The organism is Streptomyces sp. SGAir0957 (assembly GCF_043523415.1).
On the sequence record NZ_CP027293.1, the window covers coordinates 5,836,143 to 5,853,214 of the forward strand.

Below are 17,072 nucleotides of genomic sequence, written 5' to 3' on the forward strand. Positions count from 1 at the left end.
CGCGTCCCCTCCCGTTTCGTACGCGGCCTCGCCTCCGGTTCCTCGTCCGTCACGACAAAGCCTCCTCGACCTGGCTAACCGTCAGCCAGGCCTGCGGGGCCAGAATCTTCGCCACCTGCGGCGCGAACGAGGGGGAGGATGTCACCGTCTCCGGGGTCGGGCCGTCCGCCACGACGTCGCCGTCCGCGAGGATCACCACCCGGTCCGTCAGCTCCGCCGCCAGCTCCACGTCGTGGGTCGCCATGACGATCGCGTGGCGCCGGGCCGCCAGCTCGCGGAGGATCCTCACCAGGCGTGCCTTCGCCGCGTAGTCCAGGCCCCTCGTCGGTTCGTCCAGGAGGAGCAGGGGCGGGGCCGCCGTCAGCACGATCGCCAGGGCGAGAGTCAGGCGCTGGCCCTCGGACAGGTCGCGGGGGTGCGTGTCGTCCGCGATCCCCGGCAGGAGTTCCGAGAGGAGGGTGCGGCAGGTGCCGGGCTCCGCCGCCGCGTCCTTGTCCGCCGACCCGCACTCGGCCTCCACCGTGTCCGCGCAGAGCAGATCCCGGGGCTCCTGCGGGACAAGGCCCACCCTGCGGATCAGTTCGCGGGGGGACAGCGCGTGGGGTGCCCGGCCGTTCACTTCTACGGTGCCGGTCGTCGGCTTGATCATCCCCACCAGGGTGGCGAGGAGGGTAGACTTTCCGGCGCCGTTGCGCCCCATGAGCGCGATGATCTCGCCGCCGGCAACCTCCATGTTCACGTGGCGCAGGGCCTCCACCCGTCCCCGACGGACCGCCAGCCTTCTGACGTGCGCGAGAACATCCCCGCCAGGGGCGCGGGGAACCGCGTGACCAGCCACGGCGGACGGGTGGTCGGGAGACGGCCCGGATTCCGCCAGGCGAGACCGCAGGTCCGCTGCCGCACGCCGCGCGTCCCTCACCGTGAGGGGCAGCGGGGTCCAGCCCGCCAGGCGGCCCAGGCCCACCACGGGCGGGTACACCGGCGACTCCGCCATCACCGTCGCCGGGTCACCGACAAGGAGGGGCGCGCCGGGGGCGGGGAGCAGGGCCACCTGGTCCGCGTACTGGACGACCCGTTCCAGGCGGTGTTCCGCCATGAGGATCGTCGTGCCCAGGTCGTGCACCAGGCGTTGCAGGACCGCCAGGACCTCCTCCGCGGCCGCCGGGTCCAGGGCCGACGTCGGTTCGTCCAGGACCAGGACCCGGGGGTGCGTCGTCAGGACCGAGCCGATCGCCACGCGCTGTTGCTGGCCGCCGGAGAGGGTGGCGATCGGGCGGTCGCGGAGCGGGGCCAGGCCCAGGAGGTCCAGGGTCTCCTCGACGCGGCGCCGCATGGTCGGCGGGGAGAGGCCCAGGGACTCCATGCCGTAGGCCAGCTCGTCCTCGACCGTGTCCGTCACGAAGTGGGCGAGCGGGTCCTGGCCCACCGTGCCGACCACGTCCGCCAGTTCGCGGGGCTTGTGCGTGCGCGTGTCGCGGCCCGCGACGGTGACCCTGCCGGTGAGCGTGCCGCCCGTGAAGTGCGGTACGAGTCCGCTGACCGCCCCGAGCAGCGTCGACTTGCCCACGCCCGAAGGGCCCGCAAGGAGCATCAACTCGCCTTCGAGCACGGTCAGTTCGATGCCCGTGAGGGTGGGGTGCTCGGCGTCGTCGTAGCGTACGGAGACGTTCTCGAAGTGGATCATCGCTGTGCCTTCGGCGGGCGGTCGGTGGAGGGGCGGTCGGGGGCCGGGGCCACGAACGCGGGGAGCAGCGCCAGAAGGATGCCCGCCGCCGGCCAGAGGGGGAGGGTGGGGGTGGTGAGGGGGACGATCTGGGGCTGGAGCGCCGCGGGGTCCGTCGTCGATGTCCAGATCATCAGCGTGGCCGTCGCCGCGCCCGACGCCGCGATCAGCCAGGCCCGCACGCCCCAGACGTCGGGGCGGTAGCGCGTGCGGACCGAGCGGCGGCCGCCCAGCCACAGGCCCGCGAGCGCCGACGCCGTTCCGATCAGGAGGACCGGGAGGCCGTAGCCCGCGCCGGACGCGGCGAGGAGGCCGTACGTTCCCGCGCAGACGCCGATCAGGCCGCCCAGGGTGAGCGCGGCCGTCGCCCGGCGGACGGGGGCGGGGACCTTCGCCGTCCGGCCGTAGCCGCGGGCGTCCATCGCCGCCGCCAGGGAGACCGAGCGCTCCAGTGCGCCCTCCAGGACCGGGAGGCCGACCTGGAGCAGGCCCCGCACGCCGCTGTCCGGACGGCCGCGCAGCCGGCGGGCGGCGCGCAGGCGGCGGACGTCCGCGATCAGGTTCGGGGCGAAGGTCATGGCGACGACCACCGCCACTCCCGCCTCGTAGAGCGCGCCGGGGAGCGACTTGAGGAGGCGGGAGGGGGAGGCCAGGGCGTTCGCCGCGCCCACGCAGATGAGGAGCGTCGCCAGTTTCAGGCCGTCGTACAGGGCGAAGGTCAGGCCCTCCAGGGTGACCTTGCCGCCGATCCGTACACCCTGCGCCCAGTCGGGGAGCGGGATCTCCGGGAGCGTGAAGAGGAGGTGCGTGCCCGGGATGGGGGAGCCCAGGACCGTGGCGAAGAGCAGGCGGATGCCGATCACCGCCAGACCCAGTTTCACGAAGGCGCCGTACGAGCGAGCCCAGGGGGCCTCCGTGCGCCGCGCCGCCACCACATAGCCCGCGACCCCGATCAGGAGGGCGAGGAGCAGGGGGTTCGTCGTACGGGACGCCGCCGTGCCCAGGCCGAGCGCCCAGATCCACCAGGCGCCCGGGTGCACGGCATTGGAACGGTGGGCCCGCGGGGCCCGCAGCGTACGGCCGGTCATCGCGTCAGCCGCGGCGGCGCTTGGCCTGCCAGATCGCGCCGACGCCGAGCGCGGCGACGACGGCGACCCCGGCGATGACACCGACGGACGGTCCCGAGTGCGACGGCTTCGCCGGGCTCGTGGACGGGGCGGCGGAGAAGTCCGGGCCCGTCACCTGCTCGCCGCAGCCGCTGCGCGGATAGCCGGAGATGGCGCACAGCAGGGCGTTGCTGTCGTAGCGCAGCGGCTTGGCGACCGAGGCCAGCGCGTCCGCCGACGTGGCGTCCTCGTCGACCTGCGCGCAGGCCGTGCGCGCCTTCGGCGGCGTCTCGCCGCCCGGGGCGTCCTGCGCCGTGCCGAAGTCGATGACCAGGGCTATGCGCTTGGTGTCCGCCTTGGTCCGCGTGTCGGCGCAGATGGTCGCGAAGTCGGCGGTGCCGCGCGGCCGCGTGGCATCCTTCGAGTCCGCGCTGACGGCGAAGCGGAAGCCCTGCACGTCGCCGTCGGAGGGCCTGGTGCCGGACGGGCCCATGGACGCGTAGGTCCACGTGCCGCCGTCGCGCTCCCAGAACGACCAGTAGCGGTAGCCCGCGGCCTGCGCCGGGGCGGCGGTCATGGCGAGGAGCGCGACCAGCAGGCCGAGCACGAGAGCGGCCGTCCTGCGTGCACGCCTCACAGCTGCTGCTTCTTGCGGCCGCTGAGCAGGAAGCCAGCGCCCACGGCGGCGACGAACATGACACCGACGATCCACCAGGTGCCGAAGCCGTCGCTCTTGTCGTCCTCGTCCTGGTGCTCGTCGGCGGACTTCGCGGAGGCGGGCGCCGGGCCCGTCTTGTTCAGGGCGGCGACCAGGTCGGTGCCCGCGAAGTCGCGCGGGTCGTTGCCCGTGGCGTGCGCGGCGAAGATCAGCTGGGCGTACGCGGCCGGGCCGGACTTCGCGGCCCAGCCCTTGGCGTTCTTCTCCAGCCAGGCGTACGGGTCCTTCGTGTACTTGACGCCCTCCGCGGCGGCGACCGCGGCGACCGCGTCCGCGGTGTTGCCGTAGTCGGGCTGGTCCTCGGCGCCCGCGAGCTGCGACTTCAGGTACAGGTGGGTGGAGAGCTGGTTCTGCAGGTAGACGGCGCCGTTGTGCGCGAGCGCCTCCGGCGTCCTGCCGTCCTCGCACGTGTACGCGTCCGGGGCCTTGCCCTTGCCGGGCGCGAAGCCCGTGCCGAGCGCGCCCAGGACGCCCGCCGCGGTGGCGTCGGCGTTCGCGGCCAGCTTGCCCTTCTTGTCGGGCTGGTAGGCGAGGGCGCCGCCGTTCTTGCCCTCGGAGCAGGGCAGCGCGAAGGAGGCGAGGGCGTCGAAACCGGACTTGCCGGGCTCGGACCTCACATCGGCGGGCTTCTCGCCGGCGGCGGCGAGCGCGCCGATGACGACGGAGGTGGAGTTGGCGTCGCTGTCCCCGCCCGGGTTGTAGCCCCAGCCGCCGTCACCGTTCTGGTTCTTCTTCAGCCAGTCGACGCCCTTGGAGACCTCGCCGTCCCGGCCGCCGACCGCGGCCAGCGCCTGCACGGCGGCGGCCGTGCTGTTGCTGTCCAGCATCGTCTTCGCGTCGCACGCCTTGCCGGGCTCCGCGCGGAAGGCGGCCCAGCCGCCGTTCTCGCACTGCTGCCCCGCCAGCCAGTCGACGGCCTTGGCCGCGGGCTTCACGCCGACGGTGTCCTGCGCGACCAGGGCGAGCGACTGGCGCCACACGCCGTCGTACGTGGGGTCCGACTTGCCGTACAGGCCCGACGGGACGACGGCCTTCGGCGAGGGGGAGGCACTGTCCGCCGCCGCGGCCTGCGCGCTCACGGCGCCGATCACGACGGTCGCGGCGACGAGCGCGGCGCTGCGGCGAATGTTCATGGTGGGGCGGGTGCCTCTCCCTGCGGGGGACCGGGCGGCACGGCACACGCGGGCACCGGGCGGCTCCGGTCCCGTATGCCTCGACGGTCCTGAGCCGATCATGACGCGCCCCAGGCACTCCGGCTGTACGGATCGGGGTATCCCCTGCTCGAGCGCAGCCGAGAGCTTGGGGAGGGGATCAGCGCCGGACTCGCACCGGCCTCCCCTAGGACGCGCCTATGACGACCCAGCCACTGTACCGGCCCCCGAGCGAGCCCCTCCGGGTGAGTCGCGGGTGCCCTGCCGGGCGGGGGTCGGTCGGGGGTGGACCCGCGTCCCTCAGCCGGGCGCCGTGGCTTCTCCGGTTTGTTCGTGGGTGCGGGTGCGTCGTGGTTGCTCGCGCAGTTCCCCGCGCCCCTGACGGGGCGCACCTCGCGGGCGACGGTTACGGTCGCGCCGCCCAGGGGCGCGGGGAACTGCGCGACCAGCCACGACGAGGCCCGCGGTCGCGCACCGGTCCGAGCCCCTACGGCGAACCGGCGGACGCCCCGCGGCGGACCACTTACCGTACGTCGACCGGCCCGTCGTCATCCCCCCGCGGCGCCCCCACGTACCGCTCGATCCCGGTGCCCGGCTCAGCCGAACCGCCCAGGTTCTTGCGGACCGAGTCGAGGATCGTCAGCCCCTGTCCGACGAGGCCCGCCGCGATCTCCCCGAGCCCGTCCGCCCCATTGAGCACATTCACGTTGGCCCCGGCAAGACCGGCAGACGCCTCCTTCACGATCTGCGGCAACTGATCGATGAGCATCCGGTCGAGCGCGACCCGGTCATAGCTGGCGGCAGCCTCCGCCTGGATCTTCATCCGCTCGGCCTCGGCCAGCGCCAGGACCCGGATCCGCTCCGCGTCCGCCTGCGCGGGCTTCACGATCTCGGCGACGAGCTGCTTCTCCCGGAGCTCCGCCTGCTTGAGCGCCAGCTCGGTCTGGGCCGCCAGAACCTCCTGCTGCGCACGCGCGAGCGCCAGCGGCCCCGCCTGGTCGGCCTGCGCCTTGGCCCGGTCGACCTCGGCGTTGTACTCGGCCTGCACGATCGCGGTCTGGCGCGCGTACTCGGCCTGCTTGCGGGCGGCGGCCTGTTCCGCCTCGGCGGACGCCTGGGTGGCCTGGGCCTGGGCGATCTGCGCGGCCCGCTGGATGTTGGCCTTGTGCGGACGCGACATCGCCTCGATGTAGCCGGTCTGGCCGTCGTCGATGGACTGGATCTGGAGCGAGTCGACGTGCAGCCCGATCTTGGCCATCTCGGCCTTGGACGTGTCGAGGACCTCCGTCGCCAGTTTCTGCCGCTCGGTGACGATCTCCTCGACCGTCATGGAGCCGATGATCGAGCGCAGGTGACCGGCGAAGATCCGCCCGGTGAGGACGGACATCTGTTCCTGGTCGGAGAGGAAGCGCTGGCCGGCGTTGACGATGGACTCGTGGTCGTTGCCGACCTTGAACGCGATGACGGCGCGCACGGTCAGGGCGATGCCCTGCCGGGTCACGCACTTCTCGACGACCTCCGCCTCGCTCATGGCGAGGGAGAGGAAGCGGGTCTTGCGGAAGACGGGCAGGACGAACTTTCCGTGTCCGGTGACGACGCGGAACGGCGCTCCCCCAAGTCCCCGCCTGCCGCCCGAGATCAGCATCGCCTCGTCGGGTGCGGGAACGCGATATCCGAACATCCCTGATGTCTCCTTAGCGGGCGCCGCCGTCGCCGCCGAGCGGCGGTTCGAGGAGTGGGTCGCTCCAGGCCATGACGGTCACCTTGCGGTGTCCGAGGGACTCGGTGACCAGCACGGTCGTGTCCCGGATCAGGGGTTCGTCGGAGTACGCGAGAAACGTCTCCGTGCCGCCCCTGACCCGTACCAGTACCTCGCCCGGACCGTCGGCACCCCGGGTGCCGACGACGAGCTTCCCCGTACAGCCGACCACAGCCTCGTCCGGCGCCATCGGCGGCCGCCCCCTTGTCGTTCCAGCTCAGTTGAGCCCTTGAAGGCCAGACCCTACGCCTGCGGGCAGGGCCCTTCCATCTACGCGCGGCAAAGATCCGTCGCCGGTCAGGGGGCCGCCACGTAGGTGACGGGGTCGCTGCCCGGGACGGTCTCCACGCGGCCCAGTTTCACCAGTCTGCGCAGGTGCGCCTCCGCCTCGGAGACGGCGATGGTGCGGGAGCCGTAGGGGATGTCGGCCCAGGGCCTGTTCCATTCCATGCGCTCGGCGAGCTGCCAGGGGGTGAGCGGCGCGGACAGCAGCCCGCGCAGGCCGGTGAGGCGGGCCTCGTGGTGGTCGAGCAGTTCCCGGACCCGTGCGGGCGCGTCCGTGAAGGGGTGCTGGTGGGCGGGGAGTATCTCCGCCGGGGCGAGGCGCCCGACGCGTTCCAGGGAGTCGAGGTAGTCGCCGAGCGGGTCGGTGGAGCCCTCCTCGACGGACGGGTCCTCGTAGAGGCCGATGTGCGGGCTGATGCCGGGCAGCACGTGGTCGCCGGAGAAGAGGCGGCCGTTGCCCGCGAGGCCCGACGGGTGGGCCTCTTCCAGGTGCAGGCAGAGGTGGCCGGGCGTGTGTCCCGGGGTCCAGATCGCGCGGAGGCGGCGGCCGGGCAGGTCGAGGAGGTCGCCGGGGGTGACGGCGCGGTCGGGCAGGGCCGCGTCGAGCCCTGGCAGGCGGCGCGGGCGGCCCGTCTCCGCGGCGGTGACCAGCGGCGCCACATGCTCCTCGGGCGCTCCGGCGGCGAGCAGTTTGGCGGCCATGTACGCGTACCAGCGCGCGGGCGGGTTCTCGCGGGTGCGGCGTACGACGGCGGCGTCCGCCTCGTGCATGGCGATCCAGGCGCTGGACGCCTCGCGGACCTTGGCGGAGAGGCCGTGGTGGTCGGGGTGGTGGTGGGTGATGAGGACGCCGGTGAGATCGGTGACCGTGGTGCCGCACGCGGTCAGGCCCTCGGTGAGCGCGGTCCAGGACGCGGGGTCGTCCCAGCCGGTGTCGACGAGGACGGGGCCCGCGTCGGTGTCCAGGAGGTAGATGAGGGTGAAGCCGAGGGGGTTGTCGGGGATCGGCACGCGGATGCTGTGCACGCCTCCGCCGTGGTCGCTCACCCGCGTCGCCGGTGTGGTCCCAGTCGGTCCTGTCATCGGGGGTGCCCCTCCGCCGCCGAGTGCGCTCGTCGCCGCGCCGAACTGCCGCCACTGTAAACGAAGTTGTAGAACTTGTTTCAATGGTTGCCCGAGGCGGCCTGCCCAGGGGGCGCCCCTCGTCTTCCGCCGTACAAGTAGAACTGGTATCAGTTCTGATGCAGTGTCAGAAAGGTTCGGAGCGCCAGGACACCTCACGGATGCGGAAGCGGTGGTCGTCATGACCGAGCTCGTGGAACACAGCCAGCTGTTCATCGGCGGGGAGCTGACCGACCCCCTCGGCAAGGACGTCATCGAGGTCGTCTCCCCGCACACCGGCGAGGTCTTCGGCCGGGTGCCGCACGCCGCGCCCGCCGACGTGGACCGGGCCGTCGCCGCCGCGCGCCGCGCCTTCGACGAGGGCCCCTGGCCGCGCATGGGCCTGGACGAGCGGATCGCCGTCGTCACCCGCGTGAAGGACGCCATCGCCGTCCGCCACGAGGAGATCGCGAAGCTCATCTCGCGGGAGAACGGGTCGCCCTACTCCTGGTCCGTCCTCGCCCAGGCGCTCGGCGCGATGATGGTCTGGGACTCCGCGATCAATGTCGCACGCGGCTTCACCTACGAGGAGACGCGCGACGGCGCCCTCGGGAAGCTGCTCGTGCGGCGGGAGCCGGTCGGGGTCGTCGCCGCCGTCGTGCCGTGGAACGTGCCGCAGTTCGTGGCCGCCGCCAAGCTCGCGCCCGCGCTCCTCGCCGGCTGCGCGGTCGTCCTGAAACCGTCGCCGGAGTCGCCCCTCGACGCCTACCTCCTCGGCGAGATCGCGCGCGAGGCCGGGCTGCCGGAGGGGGTCCTCTCCATCCTTCCCGCCGACCGTGAGGTGAGCGAGTACCTGGTCGGGCATCCGGGGATCGACAAGATCTCGTTCACCGGGTCCGTCGCCGCCGGCAAGCGGGTCATGGAGGTCGCCTCCCGTCATCTGACCCGGGTGACCCTGGAGTTGGGCGGCAAGTCGGCCGCCGTCGTGCTGCCCGACGCCGACGTGGAGCCGACCGTCGCCGGGGTCGTGCCCGCCGCCTGGATGAACAACGGGCAGGCGTGTGTCGCCCAGACCCGCATCCTGCTGCCGCGCTCGCGCTACGACGAGTTCGCCGAGGCGTTCACCGCGGCCGCCTCCGCCCTCGCCGTCGGTGATCCGCTCGACCCCGCCACCCAGGTCGGACCGCTCGTCGCCCGGCGCCAGCAGCAGCGCAGCCTCGACTACATCCGGATCGGGCAGGAGGAGGGTGCCAAGATCCTCACGGGTGGGGGTGCGCCCACCGCCGCCGGGCTCGAACACGGCTGGTACGTCGAGCCGACCCTCTTCGGCGACGTCCACAACGGCATGCGCATCGCCCGTGAGGAGATCTTCGGGCCCGTCATCTGCCTCCTCCCGTACGGGGACGAGGCCGAGGCCGTGAAGATCGCCAACGACTCCGACTACGGGCTCAGCGGCAGCGTCTGGACCGCCGACGTCGCACACGGCATCGACCTCGCGCGGCAGGTGCGCACCGGCACGTACAACGTGAACACCTTCAGCCTCGACATGCTCGGACCCTTCGGCGGCTACAAGAACAGCGGCCTGGGGCGGGAGTTCGGCCCCGAGGGGTTCGGCGCCTACCTGGAGCACAAGATGATCCATCTGCCCGCCGGGTACGCACCCGAGGAGGGCTGAGCATGGGCGACCGCTGGCATGTGGAGGTCGACCGGGGCGTCTGCATCGGCTCGGGCATGTGTGTGCACCACGCGCCCGGCGCCTTCCGCCTCGACGCGGCGCGCCAGTCGCACCCGGAGGAGTCCGAGACGGACGCGAACGAGAACGTCCTGGCGGCGGCGGAGGGGTGTCCCGTCGAGGCCATCATGATCACGATCGCCGACGGGGGAGAGCCGGTCTTCCCGCCGGAGGAATGAATCCGCGATGGACATCGGCACGTGTATGTCGAATATGCGTGCGGTAGATTTCGAACGGGGCGAACATTACTTACCTCGTGCGTTCCGCATAGTTTTCTCATGACGCCTGTGACTGTCCGCCTTCCTTGGCCGCATGCCAATCTCGTTGCCGTCCGACAACGAGATGCCGAGGAGGGCGGACCACGCCATGGACAAGCGGTACGAGGTCTACGCCCTTGCCGACCCGCATTTCTACGAGACGCCCGAGCGGCTCGCCGGGGACGGGAAAGCGCGCGCCCTGCCCGAGTTCGAGACGGCCCGCAGGCCTGTGCCCGACGGATGGCGCTCGGACACCAACGGGGAATGGCTGAATCTCACCCCGCTCGACGCCGACGGCGCGCCCCGCCAGGGCCCTGAGCAGGGGTGGAAGATCCATGCCTCGGCCACCCGGGGCGACGCGGAGAAGATGGCCTCGATCGTCTGGGACTACTGCGTGCCGCGCGGTATTCCGTTCAAATTCGTGCCGGCGCCGCATCTGCTCCATTTACGGAACGCCAAATATGCGAGCCGCGACACCAGCGGGAAGTTCGTCACCGTCTATCCGGCCGACGACCGCCAATGCCACCGCATACTCGAAGAGCTCGACGAACTCCTTCGCGGGTTCGACGGGCCCTACATTCTCACCGATCTGCGCTGGGGCGACGGTCCGCTTTACGTGCGCTACGGCGCCTTCGCCCGCCGCATGGTCGTCAATGAGCGCGGGGTACTTGTCCCGGCCATCGAGGACGGTGAAGGCCGCCTCGTGCCCGACAACAGGGAGCCCGCGTTCCACGTCCCCGACTGGGTGCCCCTGCCCGCCTTCCTCAAACCCCACTTCGACGCCCGCAACGCGACGACCGTCACCGAGCTGCCGTACCGCTTCGAGAAGGCCCTGCACTTCTCCAACGGAGGCGGCGTCTACCGGGGCGTCGACACCCGCGACGGCCGCAAGGTCGTCCTCAAGGAGGGCCGGCCGCACGCCGGTCTCGCCGCCGACGGGGCCGACGCCATCGCCCGCCTGGAGCGCGAGAAGGCCGCCCTGGAGCGGCTCTCCGGGCTCGGTGTGGCGCCCGAGGTGCGGGACTGGTTCCTCATCGGCGACCACCGCTTCCTCGTCATGGACTTCGTGGAAGGGCGCCCGCTCAACGCGTTCTTCGCCGAGCGGCACCCGCTGCTCTCGCCCGACCCCGACCAGGAGACCGTCGCCGCGTACGCGGACTGGGTGCTGCGGATCAACGCCGCCGTCGAGAAGGCCGTCGCCGCCGTCCACGAGCGCGGCATCGTCTTCAACGACCTGCACCTGTTCAACATCATGGTCGAACCCGACGAGCAGTCCGTCACCCTCATCGACTTCGAGGCCGCCACCCGCGCCGAGGAGAACGGCGGCCAGATGCTGGCCCACCCCGGCTTCTGGGCGCCCCTGGACCGCACCGGCACCGACATCGACCGCTACGCCCTCGCCTGTCTGCGGATCGCGCTGTTCCTGCCCGTCACGACCCTGTTCGTCGTGGACCGCGCGAAGGCCGCGCACCTCGCGGACATCATCGCGGCCGAGTTCCCCACCGTCCCCCGGGACTTCCTCGACGAGGCCGTCGCCGAGATCACCCGGGGGAGCGCGGACGCGCCGCCGGTCACGAGGAGGGGAGCGACCGGCGCCGCGCCGTGCGCCGAGCCCGGCGACTGGCCCGCCGCCCGCGACTCCATGGCCGCGGCCGTCCTCGCCTCGGCCACCCCGGACCGCGACGACCGGCTCTTCCCCGGCGACGTCGCCCAGTTCGCCACCGGCGGCGGCCTCGGCCTCGCCCACGGCGCGGCCGGCGTCCTCCTCGCCCTCGACCAGACCGGCGCCGCCCGCTACGAACAGGGCGAGCAGTGGCTCCTCGACCACACCGACCCCGTACCGGCCGGCACCGCGCTCGGCCTCTACGACGGCCTCGCGGGCATCGCCTACGCCATGGAGCGCATGGGGCACCGGCAACGCGCCCTCGACCTCGTCGACCGGCTGCTCGGCGAGAAGTGGCAGCGGCTGACCACCGGCCTGAACGGCGGGCTCGCCGGCGTCGGCCTCGTCCTCGACCACCTCGCCCGCGCCACCGGCGAGAGCGCCCTCGCGGACCGGGCCCTGGAGGCGGCCGGGATCGTCGCCGACCGGATCGTCCACGTACGCGACACGGACCGGGCCCCCACCTCCAAGCGGCGGGCCGGACTGATGCGCGGCCTCACCGGGCCCGCCCTGTTCCTGCTGCGGCTGTACGAGCACACGGGCGACCCCGAACACCTCGAACTGGCCGGCACAGCGCTTGAGTTGGACCTCGACCGGTGCCGTACCTCGTCCGACGGCGGGCTCCATGTCGACGAGGGCTGGCGCACCATGCCCTACCTCGGGGACGGCAGCGCCGGGGTCGGCATGGTCCTCGACGACTATCTGCGGATCGCCCCGGGCGCCGACCTCGGCGGGCGCGACCCCGAACAGGTCCGCACGTCCATCGTCACCGCCGCGACCTCCCGCTTCTACGTCCAGCCCGGCCTCCTCGAAGGCCGCGCCGGAATGATCCTGCACCTCGCCCGCACCACGGCGCCCGGCGCCACCCGGGCGCAGCTCGCCGCGCAGATCGACGCCCTCGGCTGGCTGTCGATGCCGTACAAGGGCGAACTCGCCTTCCCCGGGCACCAGATGATGCGCCTGTCCATGGACCTCGGCACCGGAACGGCAGGGTGCCTCCTCGCGCTCGGCGCGGCCATGGAACCGGAACGCGGCGTCCACCTGCCGTTCCTCCCGCCCCTGCGGCGGCCCTGAAGCCGGCCCCGGCACCGTCCGGAGTCGTGACACAACAACCGCACAGCACCACCCCGTCCCCATGAGATGAAGTTGACGAAAGGGAAGACCATGGCACTTCTCGACCTGCAGAGCATGGAAGCCGACGAGACCACCGGCGGTGGCGGCGGCGGCGACGCGGGCAGCAACGTCAGCCTGCTGCTCTGCGACAAGCACAGCTCCAACAGCACGATCCTTTGTCTGTGACGGTCCGTCCGCCGCGACGAAGGCTCCTCAGAACTGACGACCACGGTCTTCCACAACCGGTGACGAAGGTCTCTCAGTACTGACGACGGCGGGGTCGCCCCTGGTGGGCGGCCCCGTCTTCTTCCCTGCCCCGACCGGACGGATGCGAGGACCCATGAAGGGCTCCGGCGACGCGCTCCTGCGCTCCGCCACCCGGTACAGCGCGGGCCGCTGTCTGGCCCTCTGCCTGCTCACCGTCGTCACCTCGGGCGCGGGCCTGCTCCTTCCCTACGTGCTGGGGCGCACCCTGGACGCCCTGTTCGCCGCGCACACCGCGCCCGCGAAGGACGGCGCCGCCCACCACTGGCTGCTGATCTGCGGCGTCCTGCTCGGCGGGCTCATGCTGCTCGGCGCCTGCGAGGACGTCCTCACCGGCACCACCAACGCCCGCACCACCGCCTGGCTGCGCCACCGCCTCGTCGGCCACGTCCTGAACGTCGGCCCCGGCGCCACCGCCCGCTTCCCTGCCGGTGACCTCGTCGCCCGGCTGGTCGGCTCCACCGCGCAGGCCGGACCCGCCCCGGCGACCGTCGCCGCGCTCGCCGCCACCGTGATCACACCCGTCGGCGCGCTCGTCGCCCTCGGCCTCACCGACCCCTGGCTCGTCGCCGCGTTCCTCGCCGGGGCGCCCGCGCTCGCCCTGCTGCTCCGCGCCTTCGCCCGCGCCTCGTCCGACTGCGTCAGCGCCTACCAGAAGGCGCAGGGCGACCTCGCGACCCGGCTCACCGAGGCGATCGGCGGGGCCCGCACCATCGCCGCCGCGCACACGGCGGAGCGCGAGACCGCCCGCGTCCTCGAACCCCTGCCCGAACTGCGCCATCAGGGGCTGCGGTTGTGGCACGTGCAGGGGCGCGCCAGCGCGGGAGCCGTCGCCCTCGCGCCGCTGCTCCAGATCGCCGTCATCGCCACGGCCGGGCTGCTCCTCCTCCACGACCGGCTCTCCGTCGGGGAGTTGCTCGCCGCCTCCCGGTACGCCGCCCTCGCCACCGGCGTCGGCATGCTCGTCGGCGACATCGCCGCCCTGGTCCGCACCCGCGCGGCAGGACAACGGCTCGGCGACGTCCTGGAGCAGCGGGCGCCCGCGTACGGGGACACGCCCCTGCGCGCGGGCGGCGGGCGGCTCGAACTGCGCTCCGTCACCGCACGGCGCGACGGCCGGACCGTTCTCGACCGGCTCGATCTGACCGTCCCCGCCGGGGAGACCGTCGCCGTGGTCGGTGTCTCCGGCGCGGGCAAGTCCACGCTCGCCGCCCTCGCCGGCCGCCTCGCCGACCCCGACGAAGGGACCGTCCTGCTCGACGGGGTACCGCTCACCGAGCTGAACCGGGCCGAGCTGCGCGCCGCCGTCGGCTACGCCTTCGAGCGGCCCACCCTGCTCGGCGACACCCTTGCCGACACGATCGCCCTCGGGCCAGGACCCCGTACGGGCGACGACGAGCGGATCGTCCGCGCCGCCGAGGCCGCCCGCGCCGACACCTTCGTCCGCCGGCTGCCCGACGGGTACGCGACCGCCTGCGCCGACGCGCCCCTGTCCGGCGGCGAGGCCCAACGCCTGGGCCTCGCGCGGGCGTTCGCGCACGGCGGGCGGCTGCTCGTCCTGGACGACGCGCTGTCCAGCCTCGACATGATCACCGAACGGGAGATCGCCGCCGCGCTGCTGCGGCACACGCCCGGCACCACCCGCCTCGTCGTCGCCCACCGCGCCACGACCGCCGCCCGCGCCACTACCGTCGCCTGGCTCGACGGCGGCCGGGTCCGCGCGCTCGGCCCGCACGCACGGCTCTGGCGGGACCCGGAGTACCGGGCCGTCTTCGCAAGCACCCAAGCGGAGGAAGTGGCATGACCACGACCGCCCCGAACCCGGGCACGTACCGCCGCGGCCTGCGCTTCCTGCTGCGGCGCCGCGCCACGGTCGTGCGGCTCGCCCTCTGGTCGGTCCTGGAGACCGGCCAGACCTTCCTGCTCGGCCTCGCGCTCGCCCGCGCGCTCGACGACGGATTCCTCGCCGGACGCCAGGACACGGGTCTCCTCTGGCTGGGCGTGGCCGTCCTCGGCGTCGCCGCGGGCGCCCTCGGCACCGCCAAGGTCTACGGGGCCGTCGCCGGGCTCGTCGAACCGCTGCGGGACCTCCTGGTGCGCCGCGTCGTCGAGCGCGGGGTGCGCGGCGGCGACGGGGCGGCCGTCTCGCGCCTCACCCAGCAGGTGGAGATCGCCCGGGACACCTTCGCCGGGCTGATCATGGTCTCCCGGTCGTTCGTGTTCACCGCCACGGGCGCGCTCGTCGGCCTGTTCTCGCTCGCCCCGGTCCTGCTGCTCGTCGTCGCGCCGCCGCTGATCGCGGGCGTCGCCCTGTTCCTCGGCACCCTGCGGCCGCTCGCACGCGGGCAGGAGAGCTACCTGATCGCCGACGAGAGCGTCTCGGCGCGGCTCGCCGTCGTCTGCGCCGGGCTCAGGGACGTCACCGCCGCAGGTGCCGAGGAGCCCACGGCACGCGGCGCGGGCGCCCTGATCGACCACGAGTACCGGGCCGCCCGCACCCTCGCCTGGTGGGCCGTCCCGCGCGGGCTCGCCCTCGGCATCGGCGCCCAGCTGCCGCTGCTGCTGCTCCTGGTGACGGCGCCCTGGACGCTCGACCGGGGCGTGACCCCGGGCGCCCTCGTCGGCGCCCTCGCCTACGTCGGGCAGTCCCTCGCCCCCGCCCTGCAGAGCCTCGTGCACGGCCTCGGCGCGGGCGGCTCACGCCTGGCCGTGGTGCTGCGCAGGCTGACCGTGGAGACGGGGCAGGAGGAACCGCCTGCGCGGGAGTCGACCGTCGGGGACGGCGACCCTTCCGCTCCCGCCCTGCACGTGTCCGGGCTCACCTTCGCGTACGGGCCGGGCGCCGCGCCCGTCGTCGACCGTCTTGACCTGACCGTCCCGCGCGGCGGCCACCTCGCCGTCGTCGGCCCCAGCGGCATCGGCAAGTCCACGCTCGCCGGGCTCGCCGCCGGACTGCTCGTCCCCGGCGCCGGGGAGGTCCGGGTCTGCGGGCTGCCCGCCGGCTCCCCGCGGGCCGCCGCCGAACGCGTCCTCATCCCGCAGGAGGCGTACGTCTTCGGCGGCACCCTGCGCGACAACCTCGGCTACCTGCGCCAGGACCCGGTGCCCGACGCCGAACTCACCGCCGCCGCGACCGCCGTCGGCCTCGACGCGCTGCTCGTACGGCTCGGCGGGCTGGACGCCCCCTTCGACCCGGCGGCCCTGTCCGCGGGGGAGCGCCAGCTGATCGCGCTGACCCGCGCCTACCTGTCGCCCGCGCCGCTCGCCCTGCTCGACGAGGCGACCTGCCATCTCGACCCGGCGGCGGAGGAGCGGGCGGAGCGGGCGTTCGCGGCCCGGCCCGGCGGGACCCTGGTGGTGGTCGCCCACCGGATCAGCTCCGCCCACCGGGCCGACCGCGTGCTGGTGATGGACGGCCCCCGCACCGTCAGCGGGGACCACGGGGAACTGCTGCTGCGCTCGCCGCTCTACCGCGATCTGGCCGGGGCGTGGGGGCTGCCGGAGCAGCCGTCACAGCCAGCCCTCGCCCTGGGAGATGCGTATGGCGTCGATCCTGTTGCGGGCGCCGATCTTGCGGGTGATGGCGGCCATGTAGTTGCGCACCGTGCCGTTGGACAGATGCAGGCGGCGCGCGATCTCGGCGACCGGAGCCCCCTCGGCCGCGAGGGATAACACCCCCAGCTCTCTTCGGGTTAAGGGGTTCTGCGCCGCTCTGAGGAACCCGAACCCCAGCGAGTCGTCCACGAACCGCTGTCCCTGTGCGACCTGCCGGATTCCGGTGAGGAGTTGTTCCACGGGTCCGTCCTTGTCCACGAAGCCGAGCGCCTGGGCCTCCATGGCCCTGCGCAGCGGTCCAGGCTTGCTCTTGCTGGCGAGTACCACGAGTGCGCTGCGCAGCTCCGCCAGCGGTGGTGTGCCGTACGACGCGTCGCAGTCCAGGTCCGCCACGCATATCTGCGGCGCGAGTGCGCCCACGCGGACGCCCGCCGTACGCCATGGTGTGTGATGCACTTCCAAATCCGGTTCCCGTCCGAGCCGTTCGGCCAGCGCCGAACGCATCAGACAGGAGTCGTGCACGAGAAGTACCCGGATCACGCTGCCCCCTCAAAACCGTCCGCGCCCGTCGCTCCCCCAAGCGCTTGAACAATTCAACCGACGGGTTCCCCGTTAAGGGCGGGCGGAACTGTCAACGGCCACAAA

13 protein-coding genes and 1 pseudogene are annotated in these 17,072 nt (G+C 73.1%); 6 read left to right on the plus strand and 8 right to left on the minus strand.

The features are described 5' to 3' along the window. Nucleotides 1-49: 49 nt before the first annotated feature. The 7 genes from C1N81_RS31200 to C1N81_RS31230 all read right to left on the minus strand — a co-directional run bounded on the left by C1N81_RS31200 (nt 50) and on the right by C1N81_RS31230 (nt 7,825). Nucleotides 50-1,684 (minus strand): ABC transporter ATP-binding protein, encoded by a 1,635-nt coding sequence (locus C1N81_RS31200; RefSeq protein WP_394434634.1) that lies wholly within the window; start codon nt 1,682-1,684, stop codon nt 50-52. Next, a complete protein-coding gene (locus C1N81_RS31205) occupies nt 1,681-2,811 on the minus strand; it encodes an energy-coupling factor transporter transmembrane component T (protein WP_394434636.1) in 1,131 nt (376 codons plus the stop codon). Before C1N81_RS31205 ends, C1N81_RS31200 begins: the two co-directional genes overlap by 4 nt. Before the next feature lie 4 nt (nt 2,812-2,815). Further along, nucleotides 2,816-3,406: an SCO2322 family protein gene (locus C1N81_RS31210; protein ID WP_394438334.1), complete on the minus strand. Its 591-nt coding sequence runs from the start codon at nt 3,404-3,406 to the stop codon at nt 2,816-2,818. Nucleotides 3,407-3,462: 56 nt separating this feature from the next. Then, a complete protein-coding gene (locus tag C1N81_RS31215; protein ID WP_394434638.1) occupies nt 3,463-4,680 on the minus strand; it encodes a prenyltransferase/squalene oxidase repeat-containing protein in 1,218 nt (405 codons plus the stop codon). A 541-nt stretch (nt 4,681-5,221) separates the two neighbouring features. Further along, complete coding sequence (locus tag C1N81_RS31220; protein WP_394434640.1) at nt 5,222-6,379, minus strand: flotillin family protein; 1,158 nt, start codon at nt 6,377-6,379, stop codon at nt 5,222-5,224. Between the two features lie 13 nt (nt 6,380-6,392). Then, the gene (locus C1N81_RS31225; protein ID WP_394434642.1) at nt 6,393-6,647 is read right to left on the minus strand and encodes a hypothetical protein; all 255 of its coding nucleotides are present in this window, start codon (nt 6,645-6,647) and stop codon (nt 6,393-6,395) included. Between the two features lie 107 nt (nt 6,648-6,754). Further along, nucleotides 6,755-7,825, minus strand: coding sequence for an MBL fold metallo-hydrolase (locus C1N81_RS31230; RefSeq protein WP_394434644.1), 1,071 nt, complete (start codon nt 7,823-7,825; stop codon nt 6,755-6,757). Nucleotides 7,826-8,045: 220 nt separating this feature from the next. On the opposite strand from C1N81_RS31230, the gene C1N81_RS31235 reads away from it, so the two are divergent. From C1N81_RS31235 to C1N81_RS31260, 6 genes are all read left to right on the plus strand, one after another. Further along, on the plus strand, nt 8,046-9,518 hold the full coding sequence (locus C1N81_RS31235; protein ID WP_394434646.1) for an aldehyde dehydrogenase: 1,473 nt from the start codon (nt 8,046-8,048) through the stop codon (nt 9,516-9,518). 2 nt (nt 9,519-9,520) lie between these two features. Beyond that, a complete protein-coding gene (locus C1N81_RS31240; RefSeq protein WP_394434647.1) occupies nt 9,521-9,754 on the plus strand; it encodes a ferredoxin in 234 nt (77 codons plus the stop codon). A 187-nt stretch (nt 9,755-9,941) separates the two neighbouring features. Next, a complete protein-coding gene (gene lanKC, locus C1N81_RS31245) occupies nt 9,942-12,569 on the plus strand; it encodes a class III lanthionine synthetase LanKC (protein ID WP_394438336.1) in 2,628 nt (875 codons plus the stop codon). Between the two features lie 90 nt (nt 12,570-12,659). After that, the gene (locus C1N81_RS31250) at nt 12,660-12,794 is read left to right on the plus strand and encodes a SapB/AmfS family lanthipeptide (protein WP_394434649.1); all 135 of its coding nucleotides are present in this window, start codon (nt 12,660-12,662) and stop codon (nt 12,792-12,794) included. Between the two features lie 154 nt (nt 12,795-12,948). After that, entirely contained in the window at nt 12,949-14,676 is a 1,728-nt protein-coding gene (locus tag C1N81_RS31255) for an ABC transporter ATP-binding protein (RefSeq protein WP_394434650.1), read from the plus strand. Continuing rightward, nucleotides 14,673-16,544 carry an ATP-binding cassette domain-containing protein gene (locus C1N81_RS31260; RefSeq protein WP_394434651.1) on the plus strand — a complete coding sequence of 624 codons (1,872 nt, stop codon included), beginning with the start codon at nt 14,673-14,675 and terminating at the stop codon, nt 16,542-16,544. The genes C1N81_RS31255 and C1N81_RS31260 overlap by 4 nt, the downstream gene beginning before the upstream one ends. Here the strand turns inward: C1N81_RS31260 and C1N81_RS31265 are convergent. Next, a pseudogene (locus C1N81_RS31265) lies at nt 16,467-16,931 on the minus strand (LuxR C-terminal-related transcriptional regulator); the annotation flags it as partial. The gene C1N81_RS31260 and the pseudogene C1N81_RS31265 overlap by 78 nt on opposite strands. Nucleotides 16,932-17,072: the final 141 nt, after the last annotated feature.

Bases quoted from the DNA above. Each gene is read 5' to 3' on its own strand.
- C1N81_RS31200 (WP_394434634.1), bottom strand. From the start codon at position 1,684: ATGATCCACTTCGAGAACGTCTCCGTACGCTACGACGACGCCGAGCAC.
- C1N81_RS31205 (WP_394434636.1), bottom strand. From the start codon at position 2,811: ATGACCGGCCGTACGCTGCGGGCCCCGCGGGCCCACCGTTCCAATGCC.
- C1N81_RS31210 (WP_394438334.1), bottom strand. From the start codon at position 3,406: ATGACCGCCGCCCCGGCGCAGGCCGCGGGCTACCGCTACTGGTCGTTC.
- C1N81_RS31215 (WP_394434638.1), bottom strand. From the start codon at position 4,680: ATGAACATTCGCCGCAGCGCCGCGCTCGTCGCCGCGACCGTCGTGATC.
- C1N81_RS31220 (WP_394434640.1), bottom strand. From the start codon at position 6,379: ATGTTCGGATATCGCGTTCCCGCACCCGACGAGGCGATGCTGATCTCG.
- C1N81_RS31225 (WP_394434642.1), bottom strand. From the start codon at position 6,647: ATGGCGCCGGACGAGGCTGTGGTCGGCTGTACGGGGAAGCTCGTCGTC.
- C1N81_RS31230 (WP_394434644.1), bottom strand. From the start codon at position 7,825: ATGACAGGACCGACTGGGACCACACCGGCGACGCGGGTGAGCGACCAC.
- C1N81_RS31235 (WP_394434646.1), top strand. From the start codon at position 8,046: ATGACCGAGCTCGTGGAACACAGCCAGCTGTTCATCGGCGGGGAGCTG.
- C1N81_RS31240 (WP_394434647.1), top strand. From the start codon at position 9,521: ATGGGCGACCGCTGGCATGTGGAGGTCGACCGGGGCGTCTGCATCGGC.
- lanKC (WP_394438336.1), top strand. From the start codon at position 9,942: ATGGACAAGCGGTACGAGGTCTACGCCCTTGCCGACCCGCATTTCTAC.
- C1N81_RS31250 (WP_394434649.1), top strand. From the start codon at position 12,660: ATGGCACTTCTCGACCTGCAGAGCATGGAAGCCGACGAGACCACCGGC.
- C1N81_RS31255 (WP_394434650.1), top strand. From the start codon at position 12,949: ATGAAGGGCTCCGGCGACGCGCTCCTGCGCTCCGCCACCCGGTACAGC.
- C1N81_RS31260 (WP_394434651.1), top strand. From the start codon at position 14,673: ATGACCACGACCGCCCCGAACCCGGGCACGTACCGCCGCGGCCTGCGC.